Origin of the sequence: Bartonella silvatica, from assembly GCF_040545155.1 — a bacterium.
Taxonomy (GTDB): Bacteria; Pseudomonadota; Alphaproteobacteria; order Rhizobiales; family Rhizobiaceae; genus Bartonella; species Bartonella silvatica.
Map to the genome: position 1 here is coordinate 352,588 of NZ_JBEPLI010000001.1, position 24,899 is coordinate 377,486.

Below are 24,899 nucleotides of genomic sequence, written 5' to 3' on the forward strand. Positions count from 1 at the left end.
CTCCCTTTATTCTTTTAGTGATCCTTGGAGGCAGTGGGATACACCTCTTTCTTAGCGATGAGCTGTTCGCGTAGCGCAGCTAATTTTGCAAAAGGTGAATCAAGATCAGGGCGTTTTTCTTTTTGAAATGACTTTCTCTTCACATCTTTGGTGGAGGGCTTATAAGGATATTTCGTGTGGGATGTTTTTTCTTGAGAGGAGAAGGCATTCGCACGTTCTCTTTTTTTAAAAGTCTTTTTCGGTTTATTTTGCCACTCTTGTTCAGATTTATCACGTTTTTTTGAGGTGTGCTTTTTGGGGGTATTATAGCGAGGTTGGGGATTATAATGCCACAGTAAGACGACGTTATCATCTTCTACAATGTGTTTTTGCTGTGCAAAATCGCCAATGGCTTCAGCTGCCGGTAAATCATCTACGCTCTTTGATTGTATCTTATGAAAAGTGGATAAAGTGTTTTTTGTTTCCTGTGTTGTGGCTACTGTTTCCACGGTTTTCCATTGATCTCCAACACATTCTGCTTCAGGAACATTTTGTGTTGCCTGACATGAATGGGAAGAGACTTTGCTTGCGAGGAGATTTTGTTCAAAAATAGCTTTGGAAATGCTCTGTGATTGATAGCCAAGTTTTCTGAGAATTTCTTCCGTATCAGCCTCACGGGCTCCTAGAATCGACATCATGGCAGATGTAATAAAGAAACTCTTACCATCATAAGCGCCATCGGGTTTGGGGGTGTTGCCTTTTGTCCAGTGAAGGGCAGGGCGGATTAGGTTGGCAAGACGTTCTAAAATATCAACTCGTACAGCACGCTGCCCTAAGATTCGATAACCAGCCAACTGATAAAATTGTCGGTTATAGCTGGGCTCAACAGCCAGGGACGTTCGTCCAGCTGATAAGGCAGAGAAAATTTCATCCAAACCGGTTTGGTCATGACCTTCATTTTGAAGGTTCCAAAGCAATGTAATGGCTTGCACTGGGATTGGTTTAAGTACGCCGGAAACATAAATATAAAATGCACCAAAACGCACACCGAGACGCCGAAGAACCGCGCGTGATGCTTGGTCAAGATTTTTGACGGTTTCGGCAACTTTTCGGCGGGGTAAAATCCCTAAAGAGTTAACAAGTTTTGAAGCAAAATCGCTGGTAGCATCCGTTAAGTTGTCACCATTACGCAAAGCAAAAAGTGGTTGTAAGGCCGTTTCAAAATGAAATGTTACAAAACGCTCTAATCTTTTGGCAACATTGTCGCGGGATTCTGTTGTTAATTGCGTATCGGCTAAAACAATGAGTTTGGGTTTTAAAAAATCCTCTGTTGCAATAAGGCGTCCCACCGGTTGACCAATCCAGCGCACAATTCCATCAGAACTGATTGTAAAATCTTTATTGGCACAAGCACAAAGACGAGAGGCACGTTTGGAAAAGGCAAGAATCAAATCTTCATTCTCTATGGAGTTTTGCGTGTTCGTGCTTTGATCGCTATTGTTCTTGTTAACATAAAAACGAAAACCTTCAAATTTTCCATTTCCATGTTTTTCAATAAGAAGATCATCCTGAAGAATATCATTCTGCTGAACAATTTTGCTATCCATAATTATGCTCTTTCTTGGTGCTGCACGGGTCAAAAGCCTATTCTTAACGATTTTGGCATTCTGCTGCTTCTTTAACATGTTTGTTCCATTTGCTTCAATCTTTCTTATCGTTTTTTGGCGCTTCTTTTTCCTTCTTTGTTCTTGGATATTCCTTTTTTGCTTGCCTTAAATTTATGGCAGATTGTTGCACCTATGGGTTGTATTGTGAGTCTAAAACCATAAATAAATGCTTTATAAAAAGGATAAGTAGGTCGATGATGAAACAAAACAGTATTCAATTTTCCCGATTATCTTATTTTTTTATTTTGTCATAAAAATTATGGGGAGAAGGTTTTTTCAAGCATTCCTTGATAATAGGACGTTTTTCAGCTGTTGGTTTGTAAGCGAAATTGTGGCCTATTCAGATAAGTTTTGTGATTACAGTCAAAAAAACAATTGCGATTATAAAAATACACGCTAAAGTAGTGGTATGTAAGTAAACAACTTTTACGTTCTTTTTCTAAAAGAACAGTGATGTCGTTACCAAATCAGTTTTGATAATTTTAATCGCAAGGGGTTATTATGGGTAATCTTTCAAATACTGTTTATAAAAGCAGTAAAAATTATAATGACGCAGAAAAAAGCTTGGGGCGTAATATGATGCGTTCTGCCATGCAAGCGCCTTATCTTGAACGAGAAAAAGAACATGATTTGGCTTTGCGGTGGAAAGACAAGCGTGATGATGAAGCAATGCATCAAATTGCAGCTGCTCACATGCGTTTGGTGATTGCGATTGCTAACCGTTTTAAACGTTTCAAAATGCCTTTGGGGGATCTGGTGCAAGAGGGTTATGTTGGGCTTTTGGAAGCGGCTGCGCGTTTTGAACCTGATCGGGAGGTTCGCTTTTCAACTTATGCAACGTGGTGGATTCGTGCTTCTATACAAGATTATATTTTGCGAAACTGGTCCATTGTTCGAGGTGGAACAAGCTCTTCACAAAAAGCGCTTTTCTTTAATCTGCGGCGATTGCGGGCTAAATTGGTGCAAGATGATAATGCCCTTTCAAAACAGGATATTTTTCGTACCATTGCTGAAAAGCTCGGTGTTTCAGTTCGGGATGTTGAAACAATGGATTTTCGTTTTTCAAGTTCCGATAATTCATTGAGTGTTTCTGTTTCTGAAAATAGTGATAACTCCGTTGCTAAAATGGATGCTCTTGTTGACGATAGCCCTTTGCCTGATGCTCTAATCGAGCAGATGATTGATGGTCAACGACGGACACAGTGGCTTTATGATGCCTTGCAGATTCTCAATGAAAGGGAACTTGAAATTATTCGTTTTCGTCGCTTGAATGAAGAGGGGGCAACTTTAGAGGTTTTAGGCGAAAAACTTGGAATTTCAAAAGAGCGCGTGCGTCAAATTGAAGCGCGGGCTTTGCAGAAATTACGTACTGCTTTGCTGAATGTTCATTCAGAAGATGCTTATGAAATGTAGGATGAACTTTTCAAGAAGTACGTTTTGAGCGGGGGGGCCGTATAGAGATATGACAGATTTGAGGACTTCATTATACCTGCGGGAAAAAGAGGTTGTTAAAAGGAGGGGACATAAAGTGAAGAGAGAAACCTGTGTTGAAAAGAGTTATATTATTGCGTGATAATTTTAACTTTTGTGCCAATGTTTAAAGTTTTTGTTGGCGAGAGTGCATTGAGAATGCAGAAGAGTTTTTCTTTATGGGCGCTGTTTTGCATTTTGTTTGCAAGGCTTGCAATGCTGTCTCCCTTTTTAACGCGGATAATCCGAATTCTTAAGGGTTTCAACTTTTTGAGCTGTGAGGATGATAGGAGATGAAAACTTTCAATTGTTCTTTTGGCAATTTTTTGAAAATTTTGAGATTGATGGGGCGCGCCGATAAGAAAACGGAAAATGTGTTTTTTAAAGAGAACAACAACGACATCAAATTGCCACTGTTCGTTGGTTGCGCGGGCACGCGCACCAAGCAAACCTTTGATCGTGATGGAATGAACAGAGGATGGATCGAGCCCTGCAATCCAGCCGCTCTTTACATAATCACTGGCAGATATCTGTGTTGGGCGCGGTATAGCATCAAAACGAATGGCAATTTTATCGGGGCCACTGGCCCAAACAGTGTGTGCTGAATTCTCTATTATGAAATCGTCTGGAACAGAAAAAGTGATGCCTAACTGTGGGTGAATAAATTGGTTTTCTCGCACAAAGCCGCTATGAAAGTTATCCCAAAAAATCATGCCATCAATGCTTTTCAGAAAAGAATCATGCTCTTTGTTTCTTGTATGTACTGTATTGATTTCACTTATGTGTTCTTTACTGATTTTACGCGCTTTTGTTAATGCAAGGCGGACGCGCTGCGGGGTGTTTGGATGACTTGCTAGAAAGTCAAGAGGTGTATTGGTTACATCTGAGATATTACGAAAAGCGTTATAAGCTTCCATAGATTGGAGAAAGTGTGGCAAAGCAAAAGGATCATATCCTGCCTTTTGCAGAAGTGTAAGAGCAATTGAATCGGCTTCGAGTTCTTGATGACGTGAAAATTGGGCAAGTTGTTGCTCGTTTTTATGCGGAGAAGGATGTTTTTTCTCTTTTTGAGAGAGAAAATTTGATGATATGCCATGTGCCATTTTTAATTCGGCTTCTTTTTGCAGGCGTAAAATGCCGTGATTGGCTATGATATGGGCGATTTCATGCGCTAAAATTGCTGCAACTTCTGACAAATTGTTGGTCAGTGCCAGCATGCCGCGTGTGATATATATTGAGCCACTTGGATGAGCAAAGGCATTGACGCTTTCTGAATTTAAAATGGTGACAGAATAGGTTTTGTGAGGATTTTGTGATACAATTGCAAGTCTATGTACAATATTGGCCAACAAATGTTCTAATTTGGGATCGTCATATGCGCTGCCATATATCTGCAAAATGCGCAGGTGTTGTAGCTCACTTAAGGTGGCATGGATATCGTGAGCGCTGGCATGTGTTATTTTTTTAGACAAGCTCCCAGAAGAAATGGGCTCTTTTGAAGAGAAAGGGGAGTGACACGCAGAAAGGAGGAGCATTAAGCCTATAAGTGTTGCTTTGTACCCTTTGATGCAGACTTTATATTCTTTGGCGTAAAAAAGAAAGAATCGCTGGAAAATCTGGTGCTTTTGACCAGTCTGCACGGTGCTTTCTGAGGATATTGCGACAAATTCCATTTATATCTTTGTTGATGTTTTTTAATAAAGCGAGAGGTTATTTTTACAAGAAAGAGACATGATACCAAGAATATTTTTGACAAGAATTTTTGTCGCTCTATATCACGGTTATTATTTATAAAGACAGCTCTTTTTTATCATTTTTTTAACATATGTAAGAAAGCAGGACGAAAGGCATGGTAACATTCACAATCTTGTTAAACGGAGATGTTTGTATCACGGATCGTTTGCGCAATCAAATTCGCAACAGTCGGGTGATTGCTGCCGATGGTGGAATGCGCCATGCGGCAGCGTTGAATGTGACTCCTGAATTGTGGATAGGTGATTTTGATTCATCAAATCAGGCTTTAATGGATAAATATCGTGATGTTACGCGTGAGGTTTTTCCCTCTGATAAAGATATGACGGATAGTGCTCTGGCATGTGAGAGAGCGCTCCAAAATGGTGCACAAAAGCTTATTTTATGTGGCGCTTTGGGAGGTGAAAGAAGTGATCATAGCCTTTCTCATATGACACAAGCGCTGATGATGGCTGAAAAGGGCATTTCAGTGTTGTTAACAAGTGGTCGGGAAGAAGGATGGCCGGTTTTGTCAAAGCCTTGTTCCTATGATTTGCCGGATAATTGTTTGTTTAGTATTATTGGTTTTTCTGATTTAAAAGGCTTAACCCTTTCAGGTGTAAAGTGGCCAATCTATGATAAAAATGTGTCATTTGGGTCATCTTTGACGCTTTCTAACTGTATTTGTGGAACCTTTTCTTGTCATTTAGGTTCTGGGAAGGCTATATTATTAGCGTCTGTACCTATTCCATAAAGCTCTTCCAGCATATTTGTATCAGGTAGGGGGGGTGGTGATTTAAGGGCTGGCGCAAATAATATTTTATTATAGAAGGAGAGGTTTTATATGTTGAAATCAGTTTTAAAAGTGGCTGTGGTTTCTGCCATTGGACTCAGTACGGTGGCTTGTTCTGTGAGTGATCAGCGTGTTGCACGTTATGGTGTGGGAGGCGCTGCAATAGGTGCTCTGGCGGGAACAGCAATTGGTGGAAGTACTCCTGGAGCAGCATTAACCGGTGCTACATTTGGTGCCCTTGCTGGGACAGTAACAGGGGCTGCGGTTAATCAGAAAAAACGGCAAAAACAAAATGCTCAGTCATTGTGTACGTACCGTAGTCGTAGAGGGCAGCTTTATCAGGCACCTTGTTCTCCCATAGTACAAAGACCACAATTATGCACTTACCGTGATGGAAGAGGTATCTTTTATCAAGCACCTTGTCCGCAACGCGTTCGTTGATGTCGGTGCCGCTGTTGCGGCTTGACCGCATTTTCTTAACCTTTGGCACAACCCCTTTGCTCAATCAAGCGTGCTTGTCGATTGAGCAAGGGGCACGTATTGCCTTGGTGGGCCGTAATGGCTGTGGAAAATCAACGCTGTTAAAAATTGCTGCTGGAATGATAGAGCCCAGTGGAGGAGAGATCTTTCGTCATCCACGTGCTATTGTTCGTTATGTTTCGCAAAGCCCCGACTGTTCGGGCTTTGAAGATATTTACGCCTTTGTGGAGGCAGGGCTTGATGATACGTCTGATGTGCAGTGGGTTAATACACTTCGGACAAGTTTGGGGTTTTCAGGAAATGAGAAGTTAGAAACGCTTTCTGGGGGGGAAAAGCGGCGCGTTTCGCTTTTACGCGCTATTGCCGCGAAACCAGATATTCTTCTCTTAGATGAACCAACAAATCATCTGGATTTACCAACGATTGAATGGCTTGAAGGTGTTTTACGTTTTTTGCGTTCAGCGATTGTGGTTATTTCACATGATCGGCGATTTTTAGAAAATGTTACGCGTTCAACTGTGTGGTTGGATCGGGGGATAACCAAAAGGCTAGAGAAGCGTTTTTCAGAGTTTGAAAGTTGGCGTGATAAAGCCTTGGAAGAAGAGGCTCTCGAGCAGCACAAATTAGGGCGGCAAATTGAGCGTGAAGAACAATGGTTACGCTATGGTGTGAGTGCACGGCGTAAACGTAATATGCGCCGTCTAGGCGCGTTAAAAGAACTGCGACAGATGCATCAAGCCTATCAAGGACAACCGGGAAGTGCACTTTTGAATGCGGCTAAAAGTCCTCATTCTGGACAGTTGGTTTTGGAAGCAAAGCGTATTTCAAAATCTTATGGTGATCGGGTTATTGTGAAAGATTTTTCTTTGCGCATTCAGCGTGGGGACCGAATTGGTTTGGTTGGTCCTAATGGTGTTGGAAAGACAACCTTGCTTTCTACCCTGATTGGCAAGGAAGACCCTGATCAAGGAATGGTGAAGCATGGATATAACCTTTCCATGGCATTGCTTGATCAACAGCGGATTTTAAATGGAGAAGAAACTTTAGCTCATTATTTAACTGATGGAAGGGGAGATACTCTGTTGGTCAATGGGCAAGAGCGTCATGTTGTTTCTTATATGAAAGATTTCTTGTTTTTGCCTGAACAAGCGCGAACACCACTTAAAGAATTTTCAGGTGGAGAAAGAGCGCGAATCATGTTGGCGCGGCTGCTTTCACGCCCAGCAAACTTTTTGATTCTCGATGAACCAACCAATGATTTGGATATGGAAACATTGGACCTTTTGCAAGAATTTATTGCCGATTTTGATGGAACTGTTTTGTTGGTCAGTCATGACAGAGATTTTTTAGATCGTACTGTTACCCATATATTGGCACCTCAAGGCGATGGTCATTGGATTTTATATGCCGGCGGTTATCGTGATATGATCGCACAAAACAAACAAGCTGCAGTGCTGGGGCGCAAGGATAAAGAATTATCACAGCGTAAAGCGGTGGAAAGTGCGCGTGCGAGGGGGGATATAAAACATCTCGCATCATCAAACCAAAACAGTGTGGGGCAGGAAAAAACGAAGCCGCGCAAACTGTCTTATAAGCAGGTTTACGCACTGGAAAAATTGCCTAAACAAATTGCTGCCTTGCAGGATGAAATCAAAAAAATTGAACAAGAGCTCTCTGATCCAGCACTCTATTGCAATGATAAAGAGCGCTTTGAGCGTTTATCAATAACTCTGGAAGAAAAGAAAAATATTTGCGTACAAAAGGAAGAAGAGTGGCTGGAACTTGAATTGTTGCGCGAAGATATAGAGTGTGTGAAATCATAAAACGCTTTAGCGTTAATGCTGAGAATGTTCTAGAGAGAGTGTGCTGGTTTAGGTGCTATGAGCAGCTCTCTTTCTCATTTGTGATTTTAGAGAGCATTGATAAAAGTTTGAGAGGCAGAATGCTTCTCGTTAAAAAATCATAGGTTCAAAAATACTGTTTTTATTGCCAATCCCTTGAAATTATTTTACGGGTTAGAGGGTGTTTTGGGGTTGTATATACAACAATCAATCGGGATCTAAAAACCCTATAATCTGAGTGCGAGAATGAGTCCACTCTGTGACTGTCTCAGGATTCCGGGAGGTTTTGTTATGTCTAGGTGCTTCTCAGCACTAAAAGCAAAAAGGCTGATTCGGATTCAGTGTTTTCAAGCTCCCGGAATACCAATGCGAGGGTGCTCGCAACCGGTGGGGAAAAATGCAAGATAAAAATCCCGATAATGACATTTTCGTTGGCAAAAAAATTCGCTTTAGGCGAAAAATGCTGAAAATGTCGCAAAAGCAGTTGGGGCATGCTCTAAATGTCAGTTCCCAACAAGTACAAAAATATGAAACAGGGTTAAACCGTGTGAGTGCGGAGCGTTTAAAAGAAATTTCCGATATCCTTAAGGTTCAGATTTCCTTTTTTTATGCTGATATTTTAACAAAACAACAGCCTCCCTATCATCATGATGAGATCATATCGAGTAGAGAGGAATATCTGCTTCTTAAAAGATTTCGCGTTTTAACTTCCGTAAAACAAATAGCCATCTTGCAGTTAATCTCTGATCCAAATGAAAGTTTTTAAAAGCGTAGTATAGGAATATAGAGTGCAAATTTTTTGTCTATCAGTATAGTTTTTATTTTTAAAAGAGCAGCATCCGATGTGGAGGCTTTTTGATTTGAAACGATGTGTACTTATATGTCTGATAAATGCTTGTTCTCTGTTTTATCTTACACTTTTAAAGAATGGAAATTCCTACGCGTGCCGATTTGTAAACAGCGTTTTTAACAGTCTGCCTTTTTGGAAGAGGTCTCATTTGGCTGGGTTCTCATGGGATTTACGTGATATGTAACGTATTGATTTATCACAGGTTATTTATTGTTTTGTCTATTGGATGAGAATTCAGAAGATGATGCGTTTCTCTTATCACAAACGATCTCATTGAATCCATTAAAATCATTTCCTTATAGATCATAAGTGCGGTTGGAATGTGGGGAAAAACACTGAGAGAAAAGAGTCAAAAGGTCTCTCCATGAATTTCCTAAAGCTTTGTATTGTTTAAACATCTGATAACAGTAACATCTGATCAAAAGACTTGAACACACTTTATTTTGGTGTTTGGGCAAATTTATATGAATCATTGATTCGAGAGGTAAGAATGTGATTTCTCCATTTGCCAGAAATCATCAGATAATCTTTTGCATAGTCTTCTTTTTCAAAATCAAGACGCTTTAATAAATTCCCGCTTCTGATATTTTCTGGCATATAATTCGCCATTACTCTATGTAGGTGATAGACATCAAAAATATGGTGTATAAGAACAGATAAAATTTCGAACATCAGACCTTTTCCTTGATGTTTTTCATCAAGAGAAAAACCAAGATGACAGGCTTGAAAAACACCACGAACGACATTTGTAAAGTTAACAACGGCGATGATTGTACGGTCATTTTTTAATCGGACAGCATATCGGTATGCTTGTCTTTGTGCGCTCTCGTACGTACAAGCATTTGTGTTTCTACAATTATTCTTTAAGAAGCTTGATTATACGTTTTGGAGCCAATTCTTGCGTGGTGCGATATTGAGCAATTTTTGTCATGGCATTTGTGTAAAAGCGGGTATGGTATAGGATAATATCGTCAAAGGTTTTTTGATATTGTCATTCATATATCTTTTCATTCTGTATCTTAACGGATGATTGTAGGAACAGAACCGCTCTGAGGGCAAGGGAAATGATAATCTTTTAAAGATTCTTTTCCCTAGAGGGTCATATATTGTCAATATCTTCATCATACACGACACAAACGACTCATTTCTGGTAAAGGTTTTTGTGCGTGACTCATTTTTCGTATTTTCTATTTTCTCTTTATTTTGAGAAAAGGTCTCATGTTCTTCATGGTATCAACTCATACCAAGGGCCTCTTTATAAAGTTGGATGATAGCTTCTTCTTCCATGCGTTCATGTTCTTCTTTTTTCCGTAACCGTATAATACTGCGAACAGCTTTGCTATCAAAACCAGAGCCTTTTAATTCAGCGTAAACTTCTTTAATATCCTCGGAAATGGTTTTTTTCTCTTCTTCTAGTCGTTCAATGCGTTCGATAAAAGTACGTAATTGGTTTACGGATATTGCGTGTGTTTCATCGGTGACTGTGTTCATTGTATTTTTCTCCAGACTATAACTTTAAGTTACTTTTCAACAATTAATTTGCGGTGAAAAAGCTTGAAAAACAAAAAGTCAATCAAACTGTAAGTTTTTTTTACGAATTGTCTTTAAATATTTTGTAAAAGTTTAAGGTATCTACATTGATAAAAAGGCTATAAAAAGTAAAATATAGTTATACCGGTCTATGAATTTAAGAAACTTTTTAAAAGAAAAGGGATGTATGCTTTATTTGAGCGGTTTACGTTGTGAGGGACGTTTTTTGATTGCCACAAAACGGGAATGGGTTTTCTGGAAAAGATTGAGAGTCTTTCTTTTGGCTATTTTAATTTCCTGTTCGTTGGTTGCTTTTGCAAAGGCTGATTTTAGGGTGTGTAATACAACCCAACAGTCTGTTGGGGTCGCTCTTGGATATCGGACCCTTTCAGGCTGGGTGAGCGAAGGGTGGTGGGTGGTGCCAGTGACAGAGTGCCAGACTTTAATTGAAGGACCGCTTTCTTCAAGATTTTATTATTTTTATGCGGAAGGCGCGCAGAAAAAGGGAAATTGGCCGGGTTCTGTCACGATGTGTGTGCAAGATAGCCAATTTACGATTCAAGGCGTGCATGATTGTTTCCCCCGGGGTTATCAAAAAGCTGACTTTAAGGAAATTGATACAGGGAATCAGACAAGTTGGATGGTGCAACTAACCGATGAGGCTTTATTTGGTGATTCGGTTGTTAATTCTTCTTCTTTTTCAGGAGTTTCTCCACCGTGAAGCGTGCACGTAAAATTAAAATTATTGCAACCCTTGGTCCTTCTTCTTTTTCTGATGTTATGATTGAAAAGCTTTTTAGGGCAGGGGCTGATGTTTTTCGTTTGAATATGAGCCATACTGATCGTGAAACCATGGCTGATTTGGTCAAGGGCATACGAAAAGTTGAAAAGACTGTTCAACGGCCTATCGGCATTTTGGTGGATCTTCAAGGGCCCAAATTGCGTGTTGGTTGTTTTGCTAAAGGGCAAGAAGAGTTGCGTGTAGGGCAAAAGTTTATATTGGATGATCGTGATGTGCCAGGTGATGTCCAGCGTGTTTTTTTTCCACATCCGGATGTGATCGCTGCTGTTCAATCAGGAGATCGGCTGCTGGTTGATGATGGAAAACTGGAATTGCGTGCAGAGATATGTGGTGGGCATTTTATTGAATGTCGTGTGGTGACGGGAACACATATTTCTGATCGCAAAGGTGTGAGTTTTCCTGATACAGTGTTGCCTCTTGGTTCGATGACACCAAAGGATCAGGATGATCTTCAAGCTGTTTTAAAACGGCCTGTTGATTGGGTGGCGCTTTCTTTTATCCAGCGCCCTGAAGATATTATGGCTGTGCGTCGACTCACAAAAGGCAAAGTGTCTTTGATGGCGAAGATTGAAAAACCGCAAGCAGTGGAACATATTGAAAAAATTATTAATGTTTCTGATGGCATTATGATTGCACGAGGAGATCTTGGGGTGGAAATGCCGTTAGAGAGAATTCCTGCTCTTCAGATGGAGATTATAAAAGCTTGTCGTTTGGCTGGAAAGCCCGTTGTGGTGGCAACGCAAATGCTTGAGTCTATGATCACATCATCTATCCCCACACGTGCTGAAGTGTCTGATGTTGCAACAGCTGTTTATGCTGGCAGTGATGCTGTGATGTTATCTGCTGAATCTGCGTCGGGGCATTATCCGGAAGAGGCGGTGCTTATGATGGACCGAATTGCTCGGCAGATCGAGCAAGATCCTACTTATGCGGCTCAGGTTGGAGCGCAACACCCTACACCAGAATCAACCGGTACAGATGCGATTTCTCTTGCGGCGCGTCAGATCGCTGAAACACTGAAATTAGCAGCTATCGTTGCTTATACCGCTTCAGGGACAACGGGGATACGGGCATCACGTGAGCGTCCTAATCGTCCTATTATTGCTTTGTCACCTATTGTTGAAACCGCACGGCGTTTGTCTTTGGTGTGGGGGCTCCATTGTGTGGTGAGCGAGGATGCCCAGAACTTAGAAGATATGGTGGATCGTGCGGCAGCACTTGCTTTTCAAGAAGGTTTTTGCCAATCGGGCGATCGATTTTTGGTGACAGCGGGTATTCCCTTTGGAACACCGGGGACGACCAACTTATTGCGTATTGCCTCTGTTTCTGCCGATGGAACCAAGGCAGTTTAAGAGGAAACTTGTTTTTTTCAGGAATGTTGAACCCATGATTGCGATCTATTGTTGAGACCGCACGACGTTTGTCTTTGGTGTGGGGGCTTCATTGTGTGGTGAGTGAAGATGCCCAGAACTGAGATATGGTGGAACGTGCGGGTAGAATGGTTTTCCTTAGAATGGTGATGTAAGGCGCATGTGAAAAGAGTATATTGTTTATATTTGATTTCAGTTTTTTGTATCAACCAAATATATCAAATATATAAAGTGTGCATTTGAACGAGATTTTTAAGGCTCATTTATCTGTAAAGCTTGATGTGAAAGCGCACCAATCATCATTTAAGTGGAATCTATTTTGATTGCTTGGAATAGGGTGGTATTTTGTTTTTTGAGGTGCGGGGAAAGTCAATAATATTCAATGTATCTTTAAAAATTTGATGGCATTTGCAATTGCAAAGGAAAAAAATGGCGTGGTCACAAAAGTTGAGAGTGTTTGGTGCATTTTTGATGCAACACTTTTTATAAAAAAGAAAATGCAAAATAGGTATATTTTTCTCTCTCTTTCGTTGATTGTTCGCTGGACAGTTTAAATGAGACCAAATTGTTATCATTGATGAAACTGTTCAGGATTTGATTGAAGGAACAAGGTGATTTAGGGCGCATGTCCCGTTTGTTAACATTGTTGTTTGTTAAAATTCATGATAAATATTGATTTATAACGATTATTGACTGTTTTGTATGTTGAGTTAAGAGATCTGAAGATTTTATCATTTCAAGCTTGTGTATACAGAACCCATGAAAATCATATCCTAACATGTCATCAAGAGGGTTGGCGTGAGGGTGAAAATTGTAAAAGATAAGGGGTATGGTTTTCGTGAATTGTTGCAGGGGTATTTCAACATTTAAGAGGTGGTAAAACAATAAAATAACGCAAAGGCGTTAAGGGTATCAATTCAATGGTGAATGGGTTTTGTGAATATAACAACAAGTTTAAAATGTCTCGTTTTGGTGCTCAGTATGACAATTCCTCAATGAAAGCATGACATTGAAAAAGCACGATAACCAAAAATTGTAAAATGCGAGGTGCATTTTCGTCATAACAATGGGATGGGCGCAATATCTATTTTTTCGGTGAATGACAATGGATACCCAAAGATGACGGGTTTTATGAAAAAAAGATATAAGTTAATATGAGGAATGGTTCATGCAATCACCATTGATTGAACTTGAAAACGTATCAAAAATATATCACAACGTCGAGAGAGAGCTTGGCTTTAAAAATAAAGTGGTTTCTCTTTTTAAGCCTGTTTATAGAAATGATCAGGTGCTGGCAGATATTTGTTTTACCCTCTTTTCAGGGTAGTCGCTCGCTGTTTTTGGTCCTAATGGGGCAGGTAAATCAACACTCATTAAAATACTTTCTGGTATACAATGTGCTGATACGGGGTGTGTTCAAGTTCTTGGTGTTGATCCCTATAAAACAAAGAAAGATCTGTTCAAATATTTGGGCGTGGTCTTTGGTCACAAGAATTGCTTATAGTGGGATTTACCCTTACGCTATAGTTTGAATATGGTTCAGCCATTATATGGTCTTGAGCGCGCTGCTTTTACCCGTGATCTTAGAGAAAACACAGAACTGCTGGGTATTGAGCATGTCATGGATAAACCAGTGTGGATGCTGAGTCTTGGTGAGAGAGTGAAAAGTGAATTAGCTTTTAACCTCTCATTTAGATCTAAACTGTTGTTTTTAGATGAACCAAGTATTGGTCTTGATATTACTTCCAAGCATGAAATCAGAGAGTTTCTTTAAAAACTAAAAAGGGAGCAAGGCATAGGGTATATCATCACGAGTCATGATATGGGGGATATTGATGGTTATGTTGATGATATTCTTCTGTTGCATAAAGGAAAAAAACAATTTTACGGGGATATCAATGAATTTAAAAATATGTCTCCTTCTTTGGTGAGAGGCACCGTTTTTTGTGAGAACGCTGTAGCGTTTTCAGCTGTTTTAAAGAGAATTGATGAACTTACGTTAAAATTGTCTTCTCCCTTGAAAGATAAAAAACTCAATCATGAAGAATGCTCGTTGGAGATTTCTTTAGTTCGTTAGGATTATCCTTGTTTTATACGGGAAATGACAACACAGCTCAATTGTACGTTTTCTGTATCCACTCCCTCCCTTGAAGAGATGCTCCGTGTTAAATTTAAAGAATTTATATAATAACTGCTTTGCTCTGTTTCTTTTTGCGAAGAATGGATTACTCACTGTCGTCAATGATAGGGCAATGTTCTTTACCGATTTTGTGATGGGAACCCTTTTGCCATTCATTATTCAACTGTTGTTATGGAATGCGCTTTTTTCTGATATGGGCAGCACCATAAACGGTTTTGGTTTTCATGATATCATTTATTATTACGCCTTTGCTCTCATTTTATCGCGCTTAAACAATGGTTACGGTGTTATTTTGACCTTTTCTCATCATATTAAAGAAGGAAAACTAGAAGTTTACCTCACAAAACCATTTCGTTATATGATACAATTGTTGTTTACCTTTTTAGGTAAGAGTGTATTATATACAACGCCTTTCATTGTTCTCTTCATTGTCAAGCTGAGTTTATCCTCTGAAGATATTGTGGGATGCTGCCTCTCTTTACTGTTTCTTTTTTCATTATTATTTTATCACAATTGCTTTGTTTTTTTACTCTCTTTCACCATTTCATTATTGGCTTTCTGGGTGATTGAGTACAATATATTGCTCTCTTTTAGTATCCTCAGTTCGGCTCTTTTGAGGGGTGTTTTGTTGCCACCTTCTTTTTGGCCCACTTGGCTTATTCCAGTCATGCAGTTTAATCCTTATCGTTTTATGATCTCTGCTCCTGCCGAGTTTCTTGCAATGCGTGATTTAGCCGTTTTCCAGCAGTTTATACGGGGGAGTGTTTTTTATATTTTGTGTCTTTTATGCTTTATTCATGTTGTCTGGAAAAAGGGAATGAAGGCGTATCATGGAGCGGGAGGTTGAGGTGAAGATTATGATTCATTTTACCGGTATGAATATACGTCGACAAATGGCTTATGGGAAGAATTTTACGGGGGAGTTTATTCTTGCTCTGTGCTATTATTTTATTCAATTCATCTTTATTGATGAAATATCTTCTTTTTCAGGAAGAATTGGTTCCTATAGCAGAGATGAAGTTATCTTATCTTTGTTGTATTTGTTTTACTTGGGGTGTTTTTGAATATCTTTACCAGCTCGATTGAAACGTTTTTTGAAAAAGTGGCAGAGGGTAAAATTGAGGTTTATCTGACAAAGCCTGTTTCAATTTGGGTGTCATGTTCCTTGGATGGTGTAAACCCCTTAATCTCATGAAGCTCTTTGTTCTTTATATAGGGGTGTATTTCTTTGTATCATTGCCGGATATGGCAGAAATGGAGCTGAGATGGTTCCCTTTTATCGTTGCAATGTTTTGTGTCTTTATCATTAACTTGTGTTTTTTATGGTTTTCAATTTTATAACATTTATGACCGGACGCAAAATGCCCGTCGAATATTTTCATGAAATGGTTTATAAACTTTCTTTTATACCCATAGCAATTTATCCTTCAAGCATTGTTAAATGGCTTTTGTTTCTGTTGCCCATGGCTTTTTCTGCTTCCTTACCTGTGTCATTGTTCCTTGGTAAAAATGAATGGGATATCGGATATCTTTTGTTAAGTGCTTTTTTATCTATTGTCATGACGTTTATGGTTTATAAAAGAACAATCCGTCAGTTTAACGGTTTAGGGGGATGATATAAAACCAGCGTGGTTGTTAAAATAAAGAAAAAAGTTATGCACTATTTTGACCAAACCACTCTTAGAGGACTCTTGGAAATGTTGCATAATAGTTTTTTCTGAAACGAATATTGTGTTGATATAGGAATATCGAACTGGCTCTTCTTCAGATAATGCGTTGATTTATAATGATAGTCTTGCATTATTGATATTGAATGGGAGCCCCGAATACCGTAAGATTCTCTCATTTCAAATCTGTTTATCTTGAATTAATCAAAACCATTCGCTTGCACGTTATAAGCCGGGTTGGTGTGTGGGGAAAACCACGTGAGAGGGGATGCAAAATGCTCCTTAGGAATCAATTGTTTCTGGGGTGTTGCAATTGTTTATGCGTTAGAAAATATCATGCTGCTGCTGGTTTGTGCTTTTAATGAAGCGTAAAGGTGATAATGTCTAATAGCTTTGCCATTACAGATACTGGTGGTGCCATGAAATGGGCTTGAAAGTAGGAGACGTTGTTTAAAAGCAAGCGCATGAATGAGAATCTTTTTGATCATCATCTTCGTTCAAAATTGAAAAATGATTTGCATTATGCAAGATGCAAGGCAGTGGCAGGGCTGGTCAAATTTTTTGAGAAAGGTGTTGTTATCGCTTTTGTGAGTTGTGGTAAGATAAGGGAATTGTGTGCTCTAAAGTGGTGCCTATCAATAAAAGTGGCGCGTATTGATACGCGTATCAATATATGAAGAGTGGAGAAAGAAAGCGGTGGTCTTTCTGATTGAGACATTTAAAGGCGCTGGTATTCAATAGATTTTAATACCCTTTTGCGAGGCGTTTTTCTGTTTTGGCAGCTGCTTTACAGCTTATTTTTTTCGGAAAAGACTTCTTTTACTTCTTACTGTTGCAAGCTGTTTGTTTTCTTATCCTTGATGGGCTTAAACAAATTATGAACAAATAAAATATGTTTTCAAAACGAAAGCGGGTGTTTTTATGAGAGAGAAAATGGTTAGGGGTGAGAGTATCTGTATCTTGTGAAATGCGCTGGGGGGGGGTAAGAGAGGCTGTTCTGTGAGATGCCCAATCGTTTCCCAACAGGATTGTTTTGCCAACCGATTGCAGAGGGACGTGTGAGCTGTTTGGGGGTGGGACATCCTTTGAGGCATGGAAAAGAGGACGTTTTTTTGAGATGTGGGAAGGCAGAACGAGAGTGGAGTATTTTTGTGCTTTTAAAAACGTTTATTTGGGTTAGAGAGCAATTATAAAATGGCTCTTTGTTTTACGGAAGTTAAAAAGCGAAATCGTTTGAGAAGTAGATATTCTTCTCTGCTCGATATAATTTCATCATGATGATATGGGGGGGGGGTTTGTTAACATATCCGCATAGAAAAAAGAAATAGGAACCTTGAAGATATCAGCAATTTCTTTTAATTGCCTCGCACTTACACGGTTTAAGCCTTTTTCATATTTTTGAATTTGTTGGAAGCTTACCCCTAGAGATTGCCCTAAGGTTTTTTGAGACATTTTGAGCATGTTTCGTCTAAAACGAATTTTTTTGCCAATGAACTTGTCAACCAAATTGTCGTTCTGAGGACTTTTACTTTGCATTTCCCCTCCCACCGGTTGCGAGCGCCCTCGCATTGGTATTCCGGGAGTCTGAAAGTACTGAATCCGATTCAGCTTTTTGCTTTTAGTGTTGAAAAGCACCTGGACATAACAAAATCTCCCGGAATCCCGGGATACCCACAAAGTGAGCTTATTTTTACGCTCGGATTTAGGGCTTTCAGCTCCCCATTGGTCGCCGCGTATACGACCAAAAACACCTTTTAAGGTATAAAGTAATTTTAGGGGACTAGCAATAAAAACAGTGTTTTTTCACGGACAGCTTTTGAATGGTATAGCGATAAAGCTTTGAGCATCTCCATCTTTACGCTTGTGTAGTAACAAATCGGCACCATCATGCTATTTGCTAGTGCGTGGGTGTTGCGACAGATCTTGCTAAGATAAGTTCATAAGAGCCATTTTTAAATTCTTTCTTATACAGTTTTTATTCACACGCCAGCTCCACTTGTGATGTGCAAGCGAGTGGTTTTGATTGTTTCAAGATAAACAGATTTGAAATGAGAGAATCTTACGGTATTCGAGGGTCTCATTTAATATCAATAATGCTTTATTATCATTATAAACCAATGTATTATATGAATAAAAATGGCTTCATTTCTCACATGGTGCCAAAAATAGTGGTTCTTTTAGGGATCGTGTTGTCTGAAGCAAATGATCAACAAAAAAGCGTGTTTTCAAAATGAAGGGGAAGGTGAGTTTCGTCTAAAACGGATTTTTTGCCAATGAATTTGTCACCCAAACTGTCGTTCTGAGGACTTTTACTTTGCATTTTCCCCTCCCACCGGTTGCGAGCGCCCTCACATGGGACTTCCGGGAGTCAAAAACACTGAACCCTGGTCAGCTTTTTTGCTTTTAGTGCTGAAAAGCACCTGGACATAGCAAAATCTCCCGGAATTTTTAGGATAGCTACGCTGTGAGTCTATGTTTTAGGTTCTTTCACTTCTTTTGAGAGTTACGGATGCGGTTAAAATATCTTTTAAAGTGTAAAGTTATTTCAGGGGGTTGGCAATAAAAACAGTGGTTCTTAACGTATAGTTTTGAATAAGAAGGCACTCATGTTATTTCACAATAATGCCAAAAACAGTGGTTCTTTTGTGCATTGGATATGATTGGCTGAAAAATAGCTGTGTTTTTACGAATTTTCTGATTCGTGAGTCTCAAGACTGTTCTGGTTGTTTTTAAGCGTTGGATTCAACTGATCATCTTTAAGTAATTGATTGGTGAGTTTTTCAATGCGTTCTGTTGTGTTTCTTATAACTTTTCCCATGGTACGGTCTTTTTCATTATGGAGTCGTAGAAGAGCTTCGTAATCTTCTTTTAATTTTTTGTTTTCTCGTTGTATTTCTTCCATTTCATCGATAATCATAATACCAGCCATCACGGATAAACGATGATCGCCAATTTCACCGAAATTTTTCTTTAAATGTGTGATATACTGGTCGAGTCGAGATGCAAGAGCAATAAGGTGATCTTCTTGCCCTTTGTTGCAAGCCATGCGATAAACTTTACCATCAATGGTGACGGAAACAGTTTCCATATATTCAAACCTTTATCTATCAATGACGATGCGAATCGTTTCCATTGCTTTAATGAGACGTTTAGAAACCTCTTTATTGACAGACTCTAATCGTTCAACTTGGGCTTCAGATTTGTCAAGCGCTTGGGCAAGATGGCTACGATCAGCATTCATGCGTTGAATTTCTTCTTCCCATTCGTTGCTTTTATCAATAACAGCATTGCGGTTTATAATGGTGATTTCTAAGGTTCTTAATGCCCTTTCCAATTGTTCTAGTGCGTGGGGTAGAACCGTTGTTTCTTGGCTCATAATGTTCTTATCCTTTGAGTGATTGCACCTTTTAACAGCTCTTTATGTAAAAGCGAATCACTTTTTTTCTTTTTCTCTATGAATTTTATTTTTAAATATGTAAGGAATTTTAGCAAGTAAAGCAGGAAATACTTGTGAATTAAAAGCTGGATTTTTTGAGAATATTGTCATAAGTGATATCTGCGTAAAGAGTGCGTGAGGGGGATGTGATTGGTGTTACGTTTAAGTGGTCAGGAAATCTCACGCTGAGAATGAAAAAGTCGTATTTTTCAAAAATGAAAAAAATACGCAAGTAGCAAAAAATAATGTGTTTAATGTGTTTAATGAAATGGTTTATCCTTTATGACAAATACTGAACAACAAAATCAGATGGCGAATGCTATCCGTTTTCTTGCGATTGATGCGATTGAAAAGGCAAATTCTGGGCACCCCGGTTTGCCAATGGGGGTAGCCGATGTTGCTACCGTTCTTTATACAAAATTCTTGGCTCATGATCCTAAAAAACCTCATTGGCCTAATCGTGATCGGTTTGTGTTGTCGGCGGGTCATGGCTCCATGTTGCTTTATGCTTTGTTGTATCTCTCTGGTTATGAAGATATCTGTCTTGAAGATATCAAGAATTTCCGCCAATTAGGGTCAAAACTTGCGGGGCATCCAGAATATGGGCATGCTGCTGGAATTGAGACAACCACCGGTCCCTTAGGACAGGGATTGGCCAATGCTGTAGGGATGGCGCTTGGTGAACGTTTGCAGAATGCACGTTTTGGCAATCTTATCAACCATTACACTTACGCGTTGGTTGGTGATGGTTGTCTTATGGAAGGAATTTCTCAAGAGGCAATTTCTCTTGCAGGTCATTTAAAGCTCAATAAGCTGATTGTGTTATGGGATGATAATAATATCTCTATTGATGGGGAGATTTCTCTTGCTGATAGCACTGATCAGATAGCGCGATTTAAAGCTTCTGGCTGGAATACACAAAAAATCGATGGACATGATCAAGCTGCCATAGAACGCGCCATTGAGATGGCACAAGAGTCTGATAAACCAACCTTGATCGCTTGTAAAACAACAATTGGCTTTGGGGCACCCACCAAAGCAGGAACCAGTAAAGTTCATGGAGCGCCTTTGGGAGCACGAGAAATCGCTGGTGCTCGTGTCGCTTTAGGCTGGGATTATGAGCCTTTTGTGATACCCGCTGATATTCTTGACTGTTGGCGCTTGGCTGGTCTGAATGCGGCTAAAAAGCGACAAAAATGGGAGGAAAAATTCGCTGCCCTTCCTGTTTCTGAACGGGTGGAGTTTGAAAGATTAATGCGTGGCGATTTGCTTGGCGGATTTGATGGCGCTATTGATGCCTATAAACAGAAACTTGCTGAAGAATGCTCTGTTGTTGCTACCCGTAAAGCTTCTGAAATGGCTCTTGAAGTGATCAATGAAGTTGTGGTTGAAACCATTGGTGGTTCTGCTGATTTAACGGGATCTAACAATACAAAAAGCAGCAAGATGAAAAATATTTCTGCTGAGGATTTTTCAGGTCGCTATCTGCATTATGGAATTCGCGAACATGCAATGGCAGCTCTGATGAATGGTCTTGCTCTTCATGGTGGATGTATTCCTTATGGAGGAACTTTCCTATGTTTCTCTGACTATATGCGTCCTGCCATGCGTCTTTCTTCTTTGATGGGGTTGCGTGTGATTTATGTGATGACCCATGATTCCATTGGTCTTGGTGAAGATGGCCCTACACATCAACCCGTGGAACATTTGGCTTCGTTGCGGGCAATGCCTAATCATTTTGTTTTCCGGCCCGCTGACGCTGTGGAAACTGTTGAATGTTGGCAACTGGCTTTAAAAGCACGAAAAACACCCTCCACTTTGGCTTTGAGCCGGCAAAACTTGCCTCTTTTGCGTCAAGAATATGAAGAAGAAAATCTTTGTACCTTCGGTGCTTATGAATTATTAACCGCTAGTGATGATGCGCAGGTGACGCTGTTTTCTTCCGGTTCAGAATTGCAAATTGCCGTCAATGCCCATGAAATATTAGAAAAAAAAGGCATTCCAACGCGGGTGGTTTCTGTGCCTTGTTTTGAACTCTTTGCAAAACAATCTCCTTCCTATCAGCGTGCTCTTATTGGTGATGCACCCATTAAAATTGCTATTGAAGCTGCAGTGCGGCAAGGATGGGACTGTTTTATCGGATGTGATGGTCTATTTATTGGTATGGAGGGATTTGGTGCAAGTGGTACAATTGATGCACTTTATGCCCATTTCGGGATCACTTGTGAGAATGTAATCGCGACCGTTGAAAAAGAGCTTAAAAAGATCCATAAGAAAAATGAAAAATGATTGTTCGCGTTGCAACTTATGGATTTTATCCTATTGGGCGCATTATTTTGTGCGCACTCTAAAGATGGTGATTGGGCAAGATATTGAATATTGTTTAAGTTATAGACATCTGGTGCTCGTTTGTTGCGCTGTAAAGAGAGTGAAGGAAAATATAAAATGACTGTTCGTGTTGCAATTAATGGGTTTGGTCGTATTGGACGCAATATTTTGCGTGCTATCGTGGAAAGTGGGCGTAAAGATATTGAAGTGGTGGCTGTGAATGATTTGGGGTCGGTGGAAACCAATGCCCACTTATTGCGCTATGACTCCGTTCATGGGCGTTTTCCAGGTCATGTTAAAGTTGTGGGGGATGCGTTTGATGTTGGCACCGGTTTGATAAAGGTGTTGGCAGAACGGCAACCAGAAAAATTGCCTTGGAAAGATTTGGATATCGACATTGTCTTAGAATGTACGGGCATTTTCACAGCATGTGATAAAGCGCGTGCCCATTTAGATGCGGGCGCCAAACGCGTTCTTGTTTCTGCACCTTCGGAGGGGGCTGATCTGACCGTGGTTTATGGCGTTAATCATCAGTCCTTGAATAAGGAGCATCGTGTTGTTTCAAATGCTTCTTGTACAACAAATTGTTTGGCACCTGTTGCCCAAGTGTTGCATAACACTGTTGGTATTGAAAAGGGATTTATGACGACAATCCATTCTTATACCGGAGATCAACCTGTATTGGATACAATGCATCGTGATTTGTATCGTGCACGCGCTGCCGCTCTTTCAATGATCCCGACCTCGACCGGGGCAGCAAAGGCTGTGGGATTGGTTTTGCCAGAATTAAAAGGATTGTTGGATGGGGTATCGATTCGTGTTCCAACACCGAATGTTTCCGTAGTGGACTTAACATTTACTGCTCAGCGTTCTACAACTGTTGAAGAAATTAATACCGCTATTTGTACGGCTGCACAAGGTTCACTTAAGGGAATTTTGGACACGACAGAAGAAAAGCTTGTGAGCTGTGATTTCAACCATAATCCGCATTCGGCTATTTTCCACATGGATCAAACAAAAGTGATTGATGGTCAGCTGTGTCGTGTTCTGGTTTGGTACGATAATGAATGGGGCTTTTCTAACCGTATGGGAGATACCGCTGTGGCTTTTGCTAAAACAATCTAAAAAGAGAACCTTTTGGTTCTCTTTCTTATATTAAAGTCAAATATTGACAGTAATAAAGGTATGTTTTTTGGAAAAAGTGAAAAATGCTCGTGAGTGATGAGATAAAAATATTGTTTGAGTGACTGCGAGAGCTGTTCTGGTCGTCTCGTGGAATATTTTTCATACTGCGTAAAAGAGAACCAAGTGAAAGAGTGGCCTCTCGATCAACAATGTTTGAAATGATGTTCGTAAGTATGAGGTTTGAGAAATAGAGTTATGGGGCTTTTTGTATAAAGATATTTTGTATAAGAGTAGAGTGCATGAGGAAAAGTTGAGGTGGTGCGTTTTAATGGGAAACAACGGAAAGTGAAAGGAGAACGGTAATGGGTTTTCGCACACTGGATGATGTTGATGTTGCTGGGAAACGTGTTCTCGTACGGGTGGATTTTAATGTTCCAATGGCACAAGGAAAGGTGTGCGATGAAACACGCCTTGAGCGACATAAGGAAACACTTATTGAACTTCAAAAACGTGGTGCTAAGCTTATTCTTCTTTCACATTGTGGGCGGCCAAAAGGGAAAGTAGAGCCAGAGTTTTCACTTCGTCCTGTTGTGCAAGCGTTAGAAAAAATCATCAATCAACCGGTGGCTTTTGCATCAGATTGTATTGGTGTTGCAGCGCAGGTTGCTGTTGAAGCGTTGCAAGATGGTGGTATTTTGCTGCTGGAGAATGTTCGTTTTTACCCAGGAGAAGAAAATAACGATTGCGCTTTTGCTGAGGCTCTTGCCCAGAATGGTGATCTCTATGTCAATGATGCTTTTTCAGTTTCTCACCGTGCCCATGCTTCGGTGGAGGGAATCACGCGTTTATTGCCTTCCTATGCAGGGCGTTCTTTGCAATGTGAATTGCAGGCATTAGAAAAAGGTCTTGGAAACCCAACACATCCTGTGATGGCAATTGTTGGGGGGGCAAAGGTTTCGAGTAAGCTTTTTGTGCTCAACCATTTGGTCGAAAAGGTCGATTATTTGGTCATTGGTGGTGGTATGGCAAACAGTTTTCTTGCGGCAAAGGGCGTGTCTGTTGGCAAGTCACTGTGTGAATATACACTCATGGAGACGATTAAGAAGGTCATTGAAAAGGCACAAGAGTGCCAGTGTACGATTTTGCTCCCCATGGATGTGATTGTTGGATTTCGTTTTGAAAAAAATGCACCGCATCGGCTATATGATATTGAAGATATTCCAGAAGAGGGGATGATTTTAGATATTGGGACGCGCTCTATTGCGCATATCAATGCTGCGATTGATGAGGTTGCAACCCTCGTGTGGAACGGTCCTCTTGGGGTTTTTGAGATGCCTCCCTTTGATCAAGGTACCATTGCAGTGGCACGCCATGTTGCAGAACGTAGTTTGGCAGGAAATTTGGTTTCAATTGCTGGAGGAGGGGATACCGTTTTTGCACTGAACCATGCTGGTGTTTCTCATGATTTTACTTACCTTTCAACGGCAGGAGGTGCCTTTTTAGAATGGATGGAAGGCAAGGTTCTGCCAGGTATTCTTGCTCTTCATGAATGATGAACCAATGAAGAGTGAAATGTTGTGTTTTTATGGATAAGTTGCAGGAGACATTATCTTTGTGTAACTGGAAGGTGTGTCTTTAGAATAGGTAGATAGGTGTAGTGTCTTCTTACTTTTTGTGCAGGGTGAATCGT

Annotated in this window: 20 protein-coding genes and 3 pseudogenes; 16 read left to right on the forward strand and 7 right to left on the reverse strand. The window is 40.1% G+C overall.

Annotation, left to right across the window (positions count from 1 at the left end):
• Positions 1 to 14: 14 nt before the first annotated feature.
• Positions 15 to 1,586 (reverse strand): hypothetical protein, encoded by a 1,572-nt coding sequence (locus ABID23_RS01420; protein WP_354188574.1) that lies wholly within the window; start codon positions 1,584 to 1,586, stop codon positions 15 to 17.
• Between the two features lie 561 nt (positions 1,587 to 2,147).
• Here ABID23_RS01420 and ABID23_RS01425 point away from each other — a divergent pair.
• The gene (locus ABID23_RS01425) at positions 2,148 to 3,059 is read left to right on the forward strand and encodes an RNA polymerase factor sigma-32 (protein WP_354188576.1); all 912 of its coding nucleotides are present in this window, start codon (positions 2,148 to 2,150) and stop codon (positions 3,057 to 3,059) included.
• A gap of 149 nt (positions 3,060 to 3,208) precedes the next feature.
• Here ABID23_RS01425 and ABID23_RS01430 read toward each other — a convergent pair whose 3' ends face one another.
• Positions 3,209 to 4,789: a M48 family metalloprotease gene (locus tag ABID23_RS01430; RefSeq protein WP_354188578.1), complete on the reverse strand. Its 1,581-nt coding sequence runs from the start codon at positions 4,787 to 4,789 to the stop codon at positions 3,209 to 3,211.
• Between the two features lie 176 nt (positions 4,790 to 4,965).
• Between ABID23_RS01430 and ABID23_RS01435 the strand changes: the two genes are divergently transcribed.
• From ABID23_RS01435 to ABID23_RS01450, 4 genes are all read left to right on the forward strand, one after another.
• Positions 4,966 to 5,601 carry a thiamine diphosphokinase gene (locus tag ABID23_RS01435; RefSeq protein WP_354188580.1) on the forward strand — a complete coding sequence of 212 codons (636 nt, stop codon included), beginning with the start codon at positions 4,966 to 4,968 and terminating at the stop codon, positions 5,599 to 5,601.
• Positions 5,602 to 5,691: 90 nt separating this feature from the next.
• Entirely contained in the window at positions 5,692 to 6,081 is a 390-nt protein-coding gene (locus ABID23_RS01440) for a YMGG-like glycine zipper-containing protein (protein ID WP_354188582.1), read from the forward strand.
• On the forward strand, positions 6,081 to 7,943 hold the full coding sequence (locus ABID23_RS01445; RefSeq protein WP_354188584.1) for an ABC-F family ATP-binding cassette domain-containing protein: 1,863 nt from the start codon (positions 6,081 to 6,083) through the stop codon (positions 7,941 to 7,943). The genes ABID23_RS01440 and ABID23_RS01445 overlap by 1 nt, the downstream gene beginning before the upstream one ends.
• A gap of 415 nt (positions 7,944 to 8,358) precedes the next feature.
• A complete protein-coding gene (locus ABID23_RS01450) occupies positions 8,359 to 8,727 on the forward strand; it encodes a helix-turn-helix domain-containing protein (RefSeq protein WP_354188586.1) in 369 nt (122 codons plus the stop codon).
• A gap of 522 nt (positions 8,728 to 9,249) precedes the next feature.
• On the opposite strand, the pseudogene ABID23_RS01455 reads toward ABID23_RS01450, so the two are convergent.
• Together ABID23_RS01455 and ABID23_RS01460 are read right to left on the reverse strand one after the other, a co-directional pair.
• A pseudogene (locus tag ABID23_RS01455) lies at positions 9,250 to 9,639 on the reverse strand (GNAT family N-acetyltransferase); the annotation flags it as partial.
• A gap of 405 nt (positions 9,640 to 10,044) precedes the next feature.
• Positions 10,045 to 10,302 carry a DUF2312 domain-containing protein gene (locus tag ABID23_RS01460; RefSeq protein WP_354188588.1) on the reverse strand — a complete coding sequence of 86 codons (258 nt, stop codon included), beginning with the start codon at positions 10,300 to 10,302 and terminating at the stop codon, positions 10,045 to 10,047.
• A 226-nt stretch (positions 10,303 to 10,528) separates the two neighbouring features.
• Here ABID23_RS01460 and ABID23_RS01465 point away from each other — a divergent pair, with 226 nt between their 5' ends.
• From ABID23_RS01465 to ABID23_RS01505, 8 genes and pseudogenes are all read left to right on the forward strand, one after another.
• Complete coding sequence (locus tag ABID23_RS01465; RefSeq protein WP_354188590.1) at positions 10,529 to 11,062, forward strand: DUF1036 domain-containing protein; 534 nt, start codon at positions 10,529 to 10,531, stop codon at positions 11,060 to 11,062.
• Positions 11,059 to 12,495: a pyruvate kinase gene (gene pyk, locus ABID23_RS01470; protein WP_354188592.1), complete on the forward strand. Its 1,437-nt coding sequence runs from the start codon at positions 11,059 to 11,061 to the stop codon at positions 12,493 to 12,495. Before ABID23_RS01465 ends, pyk begins: the two co-directional genes overlap by 4 nt.
• Positions 12,496 to 13,843: 1,348 nt before the next feature.
• Positions 13,844 to 14,287 (forward strand): annotated as a pseudogene (locus tag ABID23_RS08140) (ATP-binding cassette domain-containing protein); the annotation flags it as partial.
• 48 nt (positions 14,288 to 14,335) lie between these two features.
• Positions 14,336 to 14,590, forward strand: a complete 255-nt coding sequence (locus ABID23_RS01485) for a hypothetical protein (RefSeq protein ID WP_354188596.1) — start codon at positions 14,336 to 14,338, stop codon at positions 14,588 to 14,590.
• An 85-nt stretch (positions 14,591 to 14,675) separates the two neighbouring features.
• Complete coding sequence (locus ABID23_RS01490) at positions 14,676 to 15,500, forward strand: ABC-2 family transporter protein (protein WP_354188598.1); 825 nt, start codon at positions 14,676 to 14,678, stop codon at positions 15,498 to 15,500.
• Positions 15,501 to 15,510: 10 nt separating this feature from the next.
• Positions 15,511 to 15,717: a hypothetical protein gene (locus tag ABID23_RS01495; protein ID WP_354188600.1), complete on the forward strand. Its 207-nt coding sequence runs from the start codon at positions 15,511 to 15,513 to the stop codon at positions 15,715 to 15,717.
• The gene (locus ABID23_RS01500; RefSeq protein WP_354188602.1) at positions 15,708 to 15,848 is read left to right on the forward strand and encodes a hypothetical protein; all 141 of its coding nucleotides are present in this window, start codon (positions 15,708 to 15,710) and stop codon (positions 15,846 to 15,848) included. Before ABID23_RS01495 ends, ABID23_RS01500 begins: the two co-directional genes overlap by 10 nt.
• Before the next feature lie 127 nt (positions 15,849 to 15,975).
• Positions 15,976 to 16,269, forward strand: coding sequence for an ABC-2 family transporter protein (locus ABID23_RS01505; protein WP_354188604.1), 294 nt, complete (start codon positions 15,976 to 15,978; stop codon positions 16,267 to 16,269).
• Positions 16,270 to 17,507: 1,238 nt separating this feature from the next.
• Here ABID23_RS01505 and ABID23_RS01510 read toward each other — a convergent pair.
• The 3 genes and pseudogenes from ABID23_RS01510 to ABID23_RS01520 all read right to left on the reverse strand — a co-directional run bounded on the left by ABID23_RS01510 (position 17,508) and on the right by ABID23_RS01520 (position 19,696).
• Positions 17,508 to 17,889: pseudogene (locus tag ABID23_RS01510) on the reverse strand (helix-turn-helix domain-containing protein).
• 1,114 nt (positions 17,890 to 19,003) lie between these two features.
• The gene (locus tag ABID23_RS01515) at positions 19,004 to 19,408 is read right to left on the reverse strand and encodes a cell division protein ZapA (RefSeq protein ID WP_354188606.1); all 405 of its coding nucleotides are present in this window, start codon (positions 19,406 to 19,408) and stop codon (positions 19,004 to 19,006) included.
• Between the two features lie 12 nt (positions 19,409 to 19,420).
• A complete protein-coding gene (locus ABID23_RS01520; RefSeq protein WP_354188608.1) occupies positions 19,421 to 19,696 on the reverse strand; it encodes a DUF4164 domain-containing protein in 276 nt (91 codons plus the stop codon).
• 342 nt (positions 19,697 to 20,038) lie between these two features.
• Here ABID23_RS01520 and tkt point away from each other — a divergent pair, with 342 nt between their 5' ends.
• From tkt to ABID23_RS01535, 3 genes are all read left to right on the forward strand, one after another.
• Positions 20,039 to 22,045 (forward strand): transketolase, encoded by a 2,007-nt coding sequence (gene tkt / locus ABID23_RS01525; protein ID WP_354188610.1) that lies wholly within the window; start codon positions 20,039 to 20,041, stop codon positions 22,043 to 22,045.
• 156 nt (positions 22,046 to 22,201) lie between these two features.
• Positions 22,202 to 23,209 (forward strand): type I glyceraldehyde-3-phosphate dehydrogenase, encoded by a 1,008-nt coding sequence (gene gap, locus ABID23_RS01530; RefSeq protein ID WP_354188612.1) that lies wholly within the window; start codon positions 22,202 to 22,204, stop codon positions 23,207 to 23,209.
• A 362-nt stretch (positions 23,210 to 23,571) separates the two neighbouring features.
• Positions 23,572 to 24,762 (forward strand): phosphoglycerate kinase, encoded by a 1,191-nt coding sequence (locus tag ABID23_RS01535; protein WP_354188615.1) that lies wholly within the window; start codon positions 23,572 to 23,574, stop codon positions 24,760 to 24,762.
• Positions 24,763 to 24,899: the final 137 nt, after the last annotated feature.